The sequence below is a fragment of the Fulvimarina pelagi HTCC2506 genome (genome assembly GCF_000153705.1).
Taxonomy (GTDB): domain Bacteria; phylum Pseudomonadota; class Alphaproteobacteria; order Rhizobiales; family Rhizobiaceae; genus Fulvimarina; species Fulvimarina pelagi.
In genome coordinates this window covers 2,747,487-2,762,263 of the sequence record NZ_DS022272.1, presented here as the reverse complement: position 1 = coordinate 2,762,263, position 14,777 = coordinate 2,747,487, and the positions used below count along the sequence as shown (strand labels likewise).

Genomic DNA, 14,777 nt, shown 5'->3' with positions numbered 1-14,777 from the left:
TCAAGCCAGCGATGAAAGTATTATAGTATATACCTCCAGTGTAAATAATTACTTTAAATTAATTATGTTCAAAAAATGCGAAAACACCAAGAAAAACACGAAATAACGCAATCAGTATTAACCGATGCTATTCAATAGCCGCGTAGTATTACAGATGTCTCTTCGTCGATCATAGAGAATTTTTTTGGTTGGCATCAAGAAGACACCTTGCCATTCACCGGGCGACGCCGTTGTGAAACGAAGAAACAACCGACTGCGCGTGAAGAGTTTGCCTCAAAGGTAGAAGGCCCGGCGTCTTCGACACCGGGCCCATTCATGACTTGAGATTTGGTCGGCCGTCAGAATCGGAAGGTCAGGTCCGCCCGCGCACTGTTTGACGTCGTGTCGCTGCCGTACTGGCCTTCGTAAGCTGTCCCGACCGTCGCCCATTCGTTGAGGCGGTAGTCCGCTCCGACCTCGATGAAGCCCACGTCTTCGTCGATCGCAACGCCCTTCACCAGATAGGCCGGGCTCGTGGCGAAGCGGAAGGCTTCCAGCGTCGTCGTATCCTCGAAGGCATGGCGCCAGCCGGCCTCGCCCCGCAGTGAAAGATCGGTGCCGATCAGCATCGAGCCTCTTACGCCGATCTCCGAGAACCATGTGTCGAGATCGATGCCACTGGCAGTCAGGGCCGCAGCCCCGCCGGTCTCCGTGAACCGATCCGTGCGATGATGAACATAGGCCAGCCCGGCGAACGGAGAGATCGTCGCCGTCGACAGCGCGAGGTCGTAGGAGACCTCGCCGAAGACCTGGCCGGTCCCGGCGTCGTATTCGCTGACCAGCGTGTCGGAGAAGCCAGGGAAAGACACTGAGCGGACCATGTCGATCTCGTGCCAGGCATAGGCCGCCCCGCCCTTCACGATCAGGCCGTAGAGCTCCGTCCCGGCATAGAGGCCGAGATGCCAGGAGTCGGTGCTGCCATTGGCGTTGCGCGCATCGACATCGAGATCGGTCGAGGAATAGCCGCCGAGCACGCCGAGCTTGACCGTGTCGGAGACCATGCCGTCGACGCCGACGAAGAAGCCGGAGGTGTCGGTGTCGGCCGCCGCGGCATTGCCGTCGCCGTCTACGTCGGACCAGGCGCCATAGAACCGCGTCCACGCTTCGACATCGGCCCCGCCACTGCCGGCGATCACCGGAACGCCTGGGCCGAAGCCGAGCGGCTGGACCATGTCGCCGCCCCCATTCATGCCGAAGGCTCCGTTGATCCGATCCTGCGCTGCATCGCGCACGAAGCGCGAGTCCTGGATCAGCGCCGTCTTCATCGACGCATGCGGCTCGCCCGAAAGCTGGTCGAAGGCATCGCGAGCGGTCGGTGCATCGAGCAATAGAAGAGCGTTGTAGAGCCCGTTGCTGGCCGAGCCGGGCGTCTGGTCGAGCTGCATCAGAGCGTTCGCCGTCTGCCGCTGATTGAAGGTTCTCGCCACGTCCGGGAACTGCAGAGCCCGAATGAGTCGAGGATGACGTCGTTCGACGTGTAGAGCAGGTGTAGTCGAGGAAGGCCGAGTCGTCTGAAGGCTGTCGAAAGTCCCGGTCCGTCCGTTGGCGGTCGAAACGATCGTGTATCGCTGACCATCCGTGTAGGCCGTATAGGGATCGAGCGTCACGACATCGACCGTCCCGCCGTTGATCGTGGCAGTATCGGCTCTGACCTGGTCGCCAGTTCCATCAGCCGCGATCTCGACCTCGTAGACCGAGCCGGACTGGAAGGTCGCGTTGCCCGCAACATTCAAGGTGCCGATCGAATTGCCGGGCGCAATCGTGCCGCCCGAATTGGCGACGAACGAACCGACCGTGCCGTCGCCGCCAAGGACACCGCCGTTCACCGCGAAAGCAGTGTTCGGCATCGAGCCATTCACGCGCAGTTTGCCTCCGGCAACGCCGATCCTTTGGATCTCCGTGTTCGTACCCGTGAGCGAATAGTCAGAAGCACCGATCTTCGAGAACGCTTCGAAATTCACGTACTGGTCATCGCCGTCCACTGCACCGTCGCCGTCAAGTAAAGACACATCGAATGTTCCGGCTCCGGTACCACCCAGCGAGAACGTGTCGACATCTGTATCAAGTCCAGAGATCGCACCCTCGGCAGTTCCCGCATCGACGAGGCCAACAACCTTGCCTGTCGGAGTAATGATCACCGTGTCGGAGCCGGTTCTGAGCATCACAGCCGTGCCGCCGGGCACCCCGGTTTCGATCTCTCCACCAATCGTCAGTCGGGTATCGATTGGAACTTGCTCATCAGCCGGGTCGATGATGCACTCTCCAATCGCGGCCGCCAGTTCTGAGAACAGCCGCCCGCCTGGCAAGACGTTGACGATCGCGCTCGCATTCACTCCGAAATTGGCGACCCCATCCTCTGCCGAGCTATCGTTTGCGATCAGAGCGATCGCGTGTGATCCATTTCTCGCCGTTCCCTCGACATCACCTCCGGTCGCGGCGATGTTTCCCGCAACGGTAATGTCTGCGATCTCCGTGATTGGTGCGTCTGTCGGGTTTGCTTGGATCAGAATGCCGTCGGCTTCCGCCCCCGCAGTGGTAATTGTACCGGTCTTGCCGACTGAAATCTTCGCTCCCGCATTGGCTTGAATGCCCGGAGAAAAGCTTCCGGAAGTCGTGATTGAACCATCGATCGTGGCTGTAAGATTGCGTTGAGCGGAGACGCCAGCTCCCTCGTCTCTTGTTTCAATCGACGCACCTCCGGAGAGAAGCAGCGTCAGACTGTCTCCAGCCGAAATGCCAGCCGAATTCTTGCCGTCGGTCAGAATTGATCCGACCTCGATCGTCCCGTTGTCCCCGATTTCAATGCCAGTGCCCTTACCGCTGGTCAGGATCTCTCCGCCGCTCACAGAACTGTCGTCGCCGACCGAAATCGCCGATTTTCCGTCCGTTAAGCTAATTGGGCTGCCACGATCGACAACAACTTGCGCGCTATCGGAAAGATTGATGGCGGAGCCAGAGAGGCCGTCGCCGATTACAGCGATCCCGCCAGACCCTGTGACCGACACATCAACATTGGTTGACCCTGGGCCCTGAACCCCGGTGGTGTCAGGTACCGGACCTTCGCAGACGACCGACGTGCCGCTCATCGGATTATTGCTGTCGCAGGTCGCTGCGGCAGGTGTTGCGGAGACGAGCAATGCGCCGGCGATCAGTGCGGCCGTCGAAACTCCTGCGGAAAAACGAGACTGATATGCAAGTGACGAAAAACGCATGCGAACTTGTCCCACAACCCAAACCTAGCCCTATGGTTATGCTAAAGGTTCAGTGCGCGATACTCGCGGCGAAGTCCTCGCTTGTCATTTCTTTCGTGAGTCACGCTTCTGCTACTAATGAGAAGGGATACTTGCGATCTTATCAGTAACCGGCCAGCGTATTTTGCCGGCTATTCATCCAGTCGTCTTTCAGTAGTGCCACGCGAACTACATCGAGAAATCGACCAGTATTCTGATCACGCAATTCCTGTTTGAGGTGGGCCTCGACTACGAACCCACTTTTCAAAGCGCGATCCAAAGCGGGCTCATTGCCTGCTACGATATCGCCGACGATCTTGTTCACGCCCGCTTCGCCGAAAAGCCAGTCGTAGAAACCGATCATCGTCTCAGCCAGCACTCCGGTCCGGCGCATGACGGGATCGCCGATCAGAACGTGAAGCGTAGCGCGAGCATGCAGCCGATTGATCTCAAGCAGCCGATAGCCAAGCAGCATTGAGTCGTCTTTGCCTAAAATGCCGACAAGATGACGGTCGCGACCGTCGAAGCCGGCTACGTAACGAGCAACGACGTCGTGGTCGAGTTCGCGCGCTGGCAGATTGAGTGGGGCCATTCTGATCGGATCGGCCAGCCATGACCGTAGCGTCTCGATCGCCTTCGTATCGCTTGGCTTGAGGTGACGCTGTACAAAGCGCGCGGTCTCAATCTGAAGCATCTCATGCATTTCCATGAGTTGAGCCAGCAGGCGCACTGAGGTGTGAGAGTCTCGTTCGCACGCTTCCCTTCCAGTCGCTTTTGGTCAGTCCCCAGAGGACTTGGTCAAGCCGTGTCTGACCATCGGCTGAAAGAAGTTCCGCTTTCAGATAGCCCTCTTGACGAACTCCCAACGAACGTTGCCGCTCGTTAATCACCATGTTTGCCGCCGCTGTGCGACTCGTTACCTTGTCGATCCCGCGCGTATCGAAAAGCCAGTCCATTGCAGCCACAACTAATTCCGCAACGACCGTCATTCGTCGCTCTTCCCTATCTCCGAAGATGATATGCCAGACGGCGTTGCGGTGGATCTGATTGATCTGAAAGATAATGCAGCCGATATGCCGCCCGGACTGATCGAATGCGCCGAGCAGATACCTTGAACGGTTGTCATGCGCGAGCACGTAACGAACGAGGGCGTCGGCATCGTAGACATGAGGCGCGATATTCAATGCGGCTGCAAAGCTCGGATCGCTAGCCCATGCGCCAAGATTGTTAAGGTCGTCGCTCGAACGCATGCTGCGAAGAACGTAGCGCCGTGTTTCAATATAAACTGGACCCAGTATCGACATGCTCGCCCCATTAGGCGCTGATCGGAATTCTTCGCTGACAGATGGGGAGCCGTCAACGTTCGGAAAGCGCGAGGGCATCTTGGTAGGATGGGTAATCCGGCAGGGCACGAAAAGCCTCTTGCGCCACTACGTTGGCTTTGCACAGACAGGAATTGCAAAGGCGCATTCTTACTGAAGAAGTGGTCTCGGCTTCACCGTCCGTTCCAGCTTCCCCCCAGCAGTTCGTCATCGATCGTTTTGACGGTGTGCGCCGATGCGGACCCCGCTTACGTCTCGCGTAATCGACGGCAGGGTAGGAGCCAAAGGATAAAAGCTTTTGCTTTCTGCCGTACCGATACGCCATGGGCCAGAGCTCGGAGTCGGCCGGCGATACCAACACGTGAAGGCCGTCGCCGCCGCTGATTTTCGGCGGCTTGCCAGTAGCTCGTAAGTTCCTGATTTGCATGCCTGAAAGTGACATCGCGCTCGCCGCTTGTTGGTATCGAAAAGCGCGCGTTGGTAATTCAGCGCGCGACACCAACGAAAATACCAGCAAACGGATTGGATACCGACAGACCGCCCCGGACCGGGTCGGACGAACTATTTGGATTTTACGGGGGTTTTGGCGTCTGTTTGGGTCGTTTCGGACCGCGCAAAACAGCGATTGGTGCCCAGGAGAGGACTCGAACCTCCACGCCTCGCGGCACACGGACCTGAACCGTGCGCGTCTACCAATTCCGCCACCTGGGCTCGGAGCGGAGCATTAGGGGCTGGCATGCGGGCTGTCAACGCGAATAATAAGCGGTGCGCTCCCAGATGGTTTGGCTGGTGCGAAGGCATAGGCAACACCGGTTCCTTCAGCTTATTCGCCGGCAGGATAGGTAAAAGCGCCGCACGTTGTCTTACCGCGCCGCAATGCGGTCTTTCGACCCTCACCCCTCATCAAAGCGCTGGCGAAACCCATGTGGTGCGCTATAGGTTTCGACGATTCGAGACGGTGCGCGCTCAATCGAAGCGAGGACTTCAATGCGGCCGTAACGACAGAAGGAGCGACGCGCGATGACGGTCGACACGGGAAAGACGGTAGTGGTGTTCGGCGGGTCCGGCTTCCTTGGCCGGTACGTGACACAGGCACTCGCAAAGCGTGGCCACAGGGTTCGCATCGCCTGCCGAAGGCCCGATCTCGCATATCATGTGCTCACCGCCGGCAATATCGGTGCGATCCTGCCGATCCAGGCCAATCTGCGTTATCCATGGTCGGTGGAGCGCGCTGTGAAGGGCGCAGATCATGTGGTCAACCTTGTCGGTATTCTCGCCGAAAGCGGCAAACAAACCTTTTCCGGCCTGCAGGCGGAAGGCGCTCGGTTGATCGCTGAGGCGGCTAGGGCCGAAGGTGTCAACATGACCCAGATCTCGGCGATCGGTGCCGACGAGGGCTCGAATTCCAAATACGCGCGCACGAAGGCGGCTGGTGAGAAGGCCGTGCATGCCGCGCGGCCCGACGCTTACATCCTGCGCCCGTCGATCGTCTTCGGGCCGGAAGACGAATTCTTCAATCGCTTCGCCGAGATGTCGCGCTTCTCGCCCGTTCTACCGCTGCTTGGCGGCGGCAAGACGAAGTTCCAACCGATCTATGTGGTCGATGTTGCCGAAGCCGTGGCAAAGACGGTGGACAATGAGGTCGCGGGGGGAACGGTATATGAACTCGGCGGACCGGAGGTCTTGAGCTTCCGCCAGTTGATGGAGGAGATGCTGCGGGTGATCAATCGCAAGCGTCGCTTTGTCTCTATCCCATTCTCGCTTGCCGGCTCCATGGCGCAGTTTGCCCAGTATGTGCCAGGCGCACCGCTGACGCCGGATCAGGTCAAGCAGTTGCAGAACGACAATGTGGTCTCCGAAGAGGCTATCGCCGATGGCCGTACGCTGGATGCCTTCGGCATTCGTCCTCGAACCGTGGACTCGATACTGCCGACCTATCTCGTCCGCTTCCGACCACAAGGTCAGTTCACGCGGCCGACGCGCCATGCCGGCGGGCTCGACGCAGAAAACCAGGACGGACTGACCTGACTTAGGTCGCTTGGCGCGGTAGCCCGGTGACTTTGGCTGAATGGCTCGCCCCCGGAATGCCCCTATGGGCGAGTTTCGGTCTGATCATTGCGAGCTTCTTTACTTCTGCGCTCACGGCGGCATTCGCGCTCGGCGGCGGGGTCACGCTGCTTGCGGTCATGAGTTTGGCCCTACCGATCGCCGTGCTGATTCCGCTGCATGGTGTCGTGCAGTTCGCCTCCAATGCCGGACGGCTCGGCATCCAGCGTCGCTCGGTGCGCTGGGACAAGGCTCTGCCCTTCATTCTCGGAGGCCTGATTGGCGCAGCGATCGGGGCAAAAACGGTTGTGACGCTGCCGGAGGAAATCCTGCGCCTTCTTCTTGGCACCTTCATCCTCGCAACGATCTTCCTGAAGCTGCCTTCCCTCGGGCGCCTCAAAGACTGGCAATACGGGCTGGCCGGCGCGGTCACGACGTTTCTTTCAATGTTCATCGGAGCAAGCGGGCCACTCAATGCGGTGCTCTTCACCCGCGCCTTCAAGGATCGCAAGCAGGTCGTGGCTACCATGGCGTCGGTGACGGCGAGCCAGCATGCGTTGAAGGTTGCAGCTTTTCTCGCAGCTGGTGTTGCGCTCGGCCCGTACGCGCTCCTTGCAGCTGCAATGATCGCGACCGGCTTTCTCGGTACCCTCGCGGGCACCCGGCTCCTTAATCATCTCGACGAGAGGCTCTTCCGCAGACTGCTTGCGGTAATGCTCAGTGTTCTCGCAGTCGAGTTGATCAGGCGCGGAGTGTTCGGGTTTATTCGCTGACGCCGTACCCGTCTCGAGGCTGATCGTCGGGAACCGCCACTGGCGTCTCCTCAATACCGTAATCGTCGCCAGCACTGCCGGCTTGCGGTGCTGCAGCCTCGTGAGGATCGAAGGCGAGAATGAGAACGACACCGATAATTCCGACAGCGATACGCCAATAGGCGAATGGCGCGAATCCGTGCCGGGATACGAAGTCGAGTAGTATCCGCACGACGAGGAGCGCGGCGAGGAAAGCGCAGATGAAGCCGATCGCGATAAGACCGATATCCTCCGTCGAGAGGATGTCCCGATTCTTAAAAAGGTCGTAAGTCACGGCGCCGAGCATGGTTGGCATCGCAAGAAAGAATGAGAATTCCGCCGCTGAGCGCTTGTCCGTGCCCATCAGCAAAGAACCGGCGATCGTCGCACCGGAACGAGAGGTGCCCGGGATCATGGCGAGGCACTGGAAGAACCCGATTTTCAAGCAGAGGGAGAGAGGATAATCCATGATCTCGGTGTAGCGCACCCTTAGCGGCATCTTATCGATCACGAGAAGGACGATGCCGCCGACGATGAGCGCGACGCAGACCACGAGCGGCGTCTCGAAGAGCACAGTCTTGATGAAGTCGTGGGCCAAGACCCCGATCAGGGCAGCCGGCAGGAAAGCGAGTATGATTCCGGCGACGAAGCGACGGCTCTTGCCGCTCGAGGGCAGGGTGACGAAAAGCTGCCAGAGTTTCCCGAGATAGACTGCAAGGATCGCCAGGATCGCGCCCAATTGGATGACGATCTCGAAGACGAAGCCAGTCGACTCGAAACCCAGGAAATGGCCGAGGAGGAGGATATGGCCCGTGGACGAGACCGGAATGAACTCCGTCAGCCCTTCCGTAATCCCCAGAATGACGGCGTCGAAGATTGAGCCGGAATCCATTCGCAGTCCCTAAGTTTCGCATCTCAGCGAGGATTGGGAAGCGGCGCACCCCGATCGCTGCGCGTTCTGCATGCACCAATCCGCCTTGCGGTGTCCTGTCCTTCTGACTCGTTCACCGGGCGTTGACGCATTTCTGCAACCGTGCGCACGCCGCAGCCCGGCTCGTAAATGGCGCGAAAGACATGAAAATTCCCCGTTCCCCCTGTCAGTACCTGCAAAATAATACCTGAATGCGATAGACCTCGCCCGATGCTAAAACTCTTCCACCACCCCATGTCCGCCACGTCCCGCTATATCCGCCTTCTCGCGGGCGAATATGGCGAGAAGCTCGATCTCGTCGAAGAAAAACCCTGGGAGCGTCGTCGCGAATTTCTGGCGATGAACCCGGCCGCGACCTTGCCCGTTCTCATCGAGGACGACGGCCCGCCAATCGTCGGCGGTGTCATCGTCGGCGAATATATCGATGAGACCCGCGGTGTCTTTTCACGCGACAAACGGCTGATGCCTGAAAAACCGATCGAGCGGGCCGAAGTCCGGAGGCTGACGGAATGGTTCGTCGAGAAATTCGATCAGGAGGTGACGCGCTACCTCGTTCGCGAGCGCATCTTCAAGCTCGAAATGTCGAAGGAGGACGGCGGTGGCTCCCCGGACGCCTCGGCGATCAGGGCCGCGCGAACGAATTCCCGCCACCATCTGCGCTATGTCGGCTGGTTGGCCGAGAACCGCAACTGGCTCGCCGGCTCGCGCATGTCCCAGGCCGACCTTGCGGCGGCCGCGGCGCTGTCTGTGTTGGATTACCTCGGCGAAATCCCTTGGGAGAACGAACCGGCCGCCAAGGAATGGTATAGCCGCATAAAGTCGAGACCGTCATTCCGGCCTCTGCTCTCAGAAAAGGTACGGGGGGTCCCGCCTGTTCGCCATTACGCAGATCTGGATTTCTGACGGCGAGATCGCACTCCGCTCTGCAAAAGACTACGGCCCGATCTGCGATAAGCGGACCGGGCCGTTTTGGTTTTGGCGGCGGGAGGTGCGCCGCACGATCTCACTTCTTGCCGCGACCGGTCGAGCGGCGGGAACGCTTTCGGTTGCCGGTCCGCGAAGTCCGGCCCGAGCGGGTGCTTGTGCGCTTGGCCGTTGACGACGTGGCCGCGGCGGCCGGTTCCCTGACCTTCTTGGTTGCGGCCTCTGGGGTGTCGCTGTTTGCCGAAGTTACGCTCGGCTTCGCTTCGGCCGTCGTTGTTTCGGTGTTGTCAGCTCTCGCAGTAGGCGATTGCTGCGCGTTCCGATCAGCCGTAGCAGGCTTCGAAACGTCTGACGGCTTCGACCCGGAAGACGTGGCGTCCGAGCTCTTCGTGTCCGAAGGCTGGACTGCATCAGCCTTCGGAGCGTCGGGCTTCGTTTCGGTCAGGGTCTTGCTTTCCGGTGCCTCTGCCGTCGTTTTGTCTACGGAAGTTGAATTCGAGGCGTCGGAAGACTTCGCAGCGGTGGACACGGCGTTGGCATCGCTTGCGTCCGCTGGCTTTGCTTCAGCAGGCTTCGATCCGTTAGCTGAAGCGTTCGAGGTCTTTGCGTCCTTTGGTTGGGCTGAACCAGTTTTCGGGGCGTCGGACTTCGTTTCTTGCGTCGGCTTGATCTCCGGGGCACTGGCCGTCGTCTTCTCGACCGGAGCGGCTTTCGAATCATCTGAAGATGTTGTAGGCGAGCCGTCAGATGCGGGCTTTTGATCCGGCACCTTTGCCGATGCCGATTTGGCTGCTTCGGCCGGCTTCGGGGCGCTCTGCGTTTCTGTATTGGACGGCTGCTTCGCCTCTGCCTTTGACTGATCCGATGCCTTCGCCTCGGTCCTCGTCACTTGCGAAGCTTGCTTGTTTGCCGGCGACGTCGTCGAAGTCCCCGATTTCGCGGCGACGTTCGTTTCGCTCTTGGCCGACGCTGGTTTCAGTGCGTCGCTGCCCGTAGCCTCCGACTTGTCCTTCGCAGGCTGCTGCGTGTTCGATGCAGTTTTCGCCTGAGCGGGTTTGGCTTCGGATTTCGCTGCCTTGGCGGGGGCCTTTGCAGTTTCGACGGCCTTTTTCGCCGGTTTCGCCTGCTTCATCGTCTCGGCGAGCGCTTTTTCAGCGGGTTCGGCGAAGACTCGCATGATGCGTTCTCCTGCCGCGAAGGGGTTGCTCTCGAACATCAGCGGATCGGCGATGCCGGTCTCGCCGCCCGCACCGAGCGACTGGCCAAGCATCCCTGCCTTGGCATGGCGTTCTGCGAAGGCCCCGAAGTTGCGGCCTGCGCGCTTTGTCACCTCGGTCCGCTTCGGCAGCTCGGCAGACCCGTGCGTGGTGCCATGGGTGAGCGCGAAGTCGATGATGCGGGGTACGATTTCCGCTCGGAACCGTGAACCGTTGAAGACGCCGTAATGGCCGACCTTCGGCTGCACGTAGTGGACCCGCATCTCCTCGGGTATGTTTGGGCAGATGTCCTGCGCGGCCTCGGTCTGGCCGACCCCGGAGATGTCGTCGTTCTCACCTTCAACCGTCAGGAGCGCGACACGCTTGATCGCGCCGAGATCGATGGTTTCCCCGTTGAACTTCATCTCGCCTTTGGGCAGCGAGTGCTTGATGAACACCTCTTCGACAGTCTGAAGGTAGAACTCCGCAGTCATGTCCATGACCGCGTTGTATTCGTCGTAGAAGATCCGGTGTTTCTCTGCCGAGTCGCCGTCATCCTTCACGAGGTGCCAGAAGAAGTCCTTGTGCGCCATCATGTGGCGATCAAGGTTCATCGACATGAAGCCGGTAAGCTGGAGGAAGCCGGGGTAGACCGCCCGCCGAAAGCCCAACTGCGGAAATGGCACCGTCATGATCACGTTATCGCGGAACCAGTCGATGCCCTTTTCCTCGGCGAGCCGGTTGACGGCTGTCGGATTGACGCGGGTGTCGATCGGACCGCCCATCAGCGTCATCGTCGCCGGATAGCACTCGTCCTGGTGCTTCTCCATATGGGCGACGGCCATCATGACCGGTACGGAAGGCTGGCAGACGCCCAGAATATGCGTGTCGGGCCCGAGGAAATGCAGAAAGTCGATGATGTATTGCGTGTAATCGTCGAGGTCGAATTTACCGTCCTCGACCGGCACCTCCCGCGCGTCCTGCCAGTCTGTGATGTAGACATCCGCATAGGGCAGCAGCGCCTCCACTGTACCGCGCAGAAGCGTTGCATGGTGGCCGGAGAGCGGCGCGACGACGATAAAGCGGGGATCGGACTTACGGTCCTTCGGCAGTTGCCGCTCGAAATGCAAAAGCTGGCAGAAAGGCTTGTCGACGACGACCTTTTCCTTCACCCTCACGTGAGAGTGACCCACAACGGTCTCTTCGATGCCGAATTCCGGTTTGGCGTAGACACGGGTCGTTCGCTCGAACAGTTCCGCGCCGGCAGCGATCGCCCGACCGACCGTCGTACGCGATGCAGGGTTCAGTGGGTTCTGATAAGCGATCCGGGTCGCGTCGGCAGCCACGCGAAGCGGCGCGAGCATCGCCTGGTTCCACTCATAGAAGTAATACAACATAGGCTGGATATCCGTCCTTTTCCGTTGTTCTTACCAGACCATGTTGCACTGCACAAATCCTGGCCGTAGTCGGTGGCGTACCGTCATACAGACGTCACAGCCATTTCAGCATGACGATTTGGTTGTTCGCCTCATGATCGGAAGCTTCTGCTCTCCGTTTTTCGTCCAGCCATTGCGGCAGGTCCGACGTCGGGATCCGCAGAAATCCGCGTTTTTCATAGAATGACGCAGCGCGAGACGAAGCGCTATCGATGGAAAGACCCAATGCACGATAGAAGAACCAGTGTGCGCGCTCTGCAACGGATTTGAGGAGAGAGTCCTCAAGTTCGCGGTCTCGATGATCCGGATCGACGGAGAATCGCGACAGCCAGTAGAGATCGCTCTCGGCGACCGCCGCCGCGAAGCCGACCGGCTTGCCGGACTTCTTCCGAATGGCAACGAAAACTTCGTGAGCCAGAAGGAAGCGCGTGAAAGTGTCGATGTCAGGAGGATGAGCAGCGCGCGTACTGGTTTCCGCTAGAGACACCTTCTCGAGTTCGAGTAAAGCGGGAACTTCGCCGGGCTCCATCATCCGAATGGCATAGCCTTTCGATGCCATTCCCTTGAACGCCTTGCGTCCTTTCTGCTGCGGTTTTGCTTTGTGCGTCATGCCTCTCGCGGGAAAGAAACTGAATTACCGTTCGAAGTCCTCGAAGCCAGATACGGATACTCAAAGTCGGTCCCGTTAGATTGAGCGGGATTGCGCTTCGGGCCGGATTTACGCAGCGGCGCTCATCTCTACAAGGATGGACCGGGCGGCTTCCAGCGGATCCTCGGCTGCGATGATAGGCCGGGCGACGACCAGGTGGGACGCACCTGCGCGAAGAGCATCCGCAGGCTCAACCACGCGCTTTTGATCGCCACTCTCTGCGCCCGCCGGTCGGATGCCCGGAGTCACCAGCGCCATCTGAGGTCCGATGAGGCTCCGAATGGATCGGGCTTCGGCTGCAGAGGCGACGAGCCCGCCGATGCCGATCTCGCGCGCAGCCTGTGCGCGCATCGCGACCAGATCGTCGACGCTTCTGCTGTATCCGGCGTCCTTGAGGTCATCGTCGTCGAGCGCCGTCAGAACGGTCACACCGAGGACGAGGAGATCGCTGCCTCTCGCTGCCTCCGCCGCCGCGCGCATGGCGTGCGGGTATGCGTGGACTGTCAGCATCGACGCACCAAGAGAAAGTGCGCTCTCGACGCCCTTCGCCACGGTATTGGGAATGTCGAGAAGCTTCAGATCGAGAAAGACCGACTTGCCGGCGGCGGCGAGCTCTCCGACCAGCGACAACCCTCCGGAATACGCGAGCTGATAGCCAATCTTGTAGGTCGAGACCGTGTCACCGAGTGTTTCGACGAGGCGCGCCGCTTCTTCTCGCGTCGAAACGTCAAGGCCGACGATGAGCTTCTCTCTGACATCGGGCATGATCATCGGCGAAGAGCCCGACCTTTCGGGACGAACACCGCTATTATGCATCCGGCGGAATGTCGACGGTCACTGTGGTGCCGACGGTATCGGAGTTCACGTCGAGTTTGGCGTTGAGGCCACGCACGAGAGACATCACGATGCGGCCACCGAGACCACCTTCCTGCGTGTCTTTCTCCTCGCCCTGGTCCACCTGCTGGCGTTCCGTTTCGGTCAGCGCACCGCCTTTGGCCTTCTCCGCGGGAGGGCGTTCGCCTTTGCCCATGCCGAGCGATGACGCGATCTGTCTTGCCTCATTCTCGAGCTCGGCATCCGCCTCGACTTCCTTGCGAGTATCGTCGATGGCTTTCTGCATCGACTGCTTGTCGAGCGCACGAGGCGGCTTCTTCGAACTGTAGGGCCAGGTATCGTTCTCGTTGAGCCCAACGCCGTCATCGACGACCGTCAGCCGCACGACGCCGGAAGACAGCATCTTCAAACGGGCTTCGACCAGGCCTTCCTGCCGGCCGTCGAAGGCGTGCTTCAGGGCGTTGGTCAGAAGTTCGGAGAACAGGAGGCCGATCCGAGCGGCGCGATCGACCTTCAGCGTGATCGCATCGCAGTCGACGTTGACGCGTACCGAGCGGCGTCCGTCGAGATGGCCGATCGTCGATGCGATGCGGCTGACATAGGCGCCGAGTGGCACCATTTCCGAATTTGTAGACCCGACACCGGCGTCGGTCATCTCCTGATAAAGAAGCTGCAGACTCTCAATGCGCCGTGCGAGCGCGGAAAAGCTCTCCTCGCTGGTCTTCATGCGGGCTTGCATGCGGATCATACCGATGATCATCGAGAGATGATTTTTCACCCGATGCTGAATCTCACCGAGAGCCGCATCGGACCGCTTGCTGGCGGCAGCTTCTTGGTCTGCCGTCATGTCACGCTGCACGCCGAGAAAGCATTGCAGATTGTCATGGTCGTCGTAGAGTGGCGTGATCATCAGCTTGTTGAGAAACTTCGTACCGTCTGCACGATAGTTCTCGATCTCGACCGTCACGTCCTCCTCGTTACGCAGGGCCTCGCTGATCCTTCTCACATGCTCTGGATCGGTGTTCTCGCCCTGCAGAAACCGACAGTTCCGGCCGATGATGGCGCCGGCTGAATAGCCTGTGATCGTCTCGAAAGCGCGGTTGGCGTAGATGATCGGATTATCGTCGAGATGAGGATTGGTGAGCACCAGGGCCAGCGGAAGCTTCGAGAGCGCCGCTGTGCTCATGCCGCTCGGCATCGAGAACCCGTCCTGGTCGTTGGTGTCCCGTTGATCCATCCGCGTCCTCTATAGAGCGTAACGGCAATCAGCCGCAGTATAATATCGTGTGCCATATACCTGGCAGGGGGCCAACACGGATGCGGTCATCCGCCTAACGGGCTGTTTGGAAAGATTGTTAACTTCTGCCCGAATCGCAAGT

Annotated in this window: 11 protein-coding genes, 1 tRNA gene and 1 pseudogene; 3 read left to right on the top strand and 10 right to left on the bottom strand. The window is 59.5% G+C overall.

Going from position 1 to position 14,777, the window contains the following annotated elements; all coding sequences use genetic code 11:
* Positions 1–338: 338 nt before the first annotated feature.
* The 5 genes from FP2506_RS19220 to FP2506_RS12960 form a co-directional block, all read right to left on the bottom strand.
* Entirely contained in the window at positions 339–3,251 is a 2,913-nt protein-coding gene (locus FP2506_RS19220; protein WP_007067970.1) for an autotransporter outer membrane beta-barrel domain-containing protein, read from the bottom strand.
* Positions 3,252–3,393: 142 nt separating this feature from the next.
* On the bottom strand, positions 3,394–3,963 hold the full coding sequence (locus tag FP2506_RS12970) for a GNAT family N-acetyltransferase (RefSeq protein WP_040489141.1): 570 nt from the start codon (positions 3,961–3,963) through the stop codon (positions 3,394–3,396).
* Between the two features lies 1 nt (position 3,964).
* The gene (locus FP2506_RS12965) at positions 3,965–4,573 is read right to left on the bottom strand and encodes a GNAT family N-acetyltransferase (RefSeq protein ID WP_040489140.1); all 609 of its coding nucleotides are present in this window, start codon (positions 4,571–4,573) and stop codon (positions 3,965–3,967) included.
* 52 nt (positions 4,574–4,625) lie between these two features.
* Positions 4,626–5,018, bottom strand: coding sequence for an Arm DNA-binding domain-containing protein (locus tag FP2506_RS19440; protein WP_341871895.1), 393 nt, complete (start codon positions 5,016–5,018; stop codon positions 4,626–4,628).
* A 199-nt stretch (positions 5,019–5,217) separates the two neighbouring features.
* Positions 5,218–5,302: transfer RNA gene (locus FP2506_RS12960), tRNA-Leu, on the bottom strand.
* Between the two features lie 309 nt (positions 5,303–5,611).
* Between FP2506_RS12960 and FP2506_RS12955 the strand changes: the two genes are divergently transcribed.
* Positions 5,612–6,619 (top strand): complex I NDUFA9 subunit family protein, encoded by a 1,008-nt coding sequence (locus FP2506_RS12955; protein ID WP_007067967.1) that lies wholly within the window; start codon positions 5,612–5,614, stop codon positions 6,617–6,619.
* Positions 6,620–6,645: 26 nt separating this feature from the next.
* Positions 6,646–7,410, top strand: coding sequence for a sulfite exporter TauE/SafE family protein (locus tag FP2506_RS12950; RefSeq protein ID WP_244404188.1), 765 nt, complete (start codon positions 6,646–6,648; stop codon positions 7,408–7,410).
* On the opposite strand, the gene FP2506_RS12945 is transcribed toward FP2506_RS12950, so the two are convergent.
* Positions 7,400–8,320 (bottom strand): undecaprenyl-diphosphate phosphatase, encoded by a 921-nt coding sequence (locus tag FP2506_RS12945; RefSeq protein ID WP_007067965.1) that lies wholly within the window; start codon positions 8,318–8,320, stop codon positions 7,400–7,402. The genes FP2506_RS12950 and FP2506_RS12945 overlap by 11 nt on opposite strands.
* A gap of 249 nt (positions 8,321–8,569) precedes the next feature.
* Here FP2506_RS12945 and FP2506_RS12940 point away from each other — a divergent pair, with 249 nt between their 5' ends.
* Positions 8,570–9,262 (top strand): glutathione S-transferase family protein, encoded by a 693-nt coding sequence (locus FP2506_RS12940; protein ID WP_040489139.1) that lies wholly within the window; start codon positions 8,570–8,572, stop codon positions 9,260–9,262.
* Positions 9,263–10,601: 1,339 nt separating this feature from the next.
* Here FP2506_RS12940 and FP2506_RS19215 read toward each other — a convergent pair.
* From FP2506_RS19215 to FP2506_RS12920, 4 genes and pseudogenes are all read right to left on the bottom strand, one after another.
* A pseudogene (locus FP2506_RS19215) lies at positions 10,602–11,876 on the bottom strand (polyhydroxyalkanoate depolymerase); the annotation flags it as partial.
* 94 nt (positions 11,877–11,970) lie between these two features.
* Complete coding sequence (locus tag FP2506_RS12930; protein ID WP_007067962.1) at positions 11,971–12,525, bottom strand: GNAT family N-acetyltransferase; 555 nt, start codon at positions 12,523–12,525, stop codon at positions 11,971–11,973.
* Between the two features lie 108 nt (positions 12,526–12,633).
* Entirely contained in the window at positions 12,634–13,335 is a 702-nt protein-coding gene (pyrF, locus tag FP2506_RS12925) for an orotidine-5'-phosphate decarboxylase (protein ID WP_007067961.1), read from the bottom strand.
* Between the two features lie 37 nt (positions 13,336–13,372).
* Positions 13,373–14,635: a PAS domain-containing protein gene (locus tag FP2506_RS12920; protein WP_007067960.1), complete on the bottom strand. Its 1,263-nt coding sequence runs from the start codon at positions 14,633–14,635 to the stop codon at positions 13,373–13,375.
* Between the last annotated feature and the right edge of the window lie 142 nt (positions 14,636–14,777).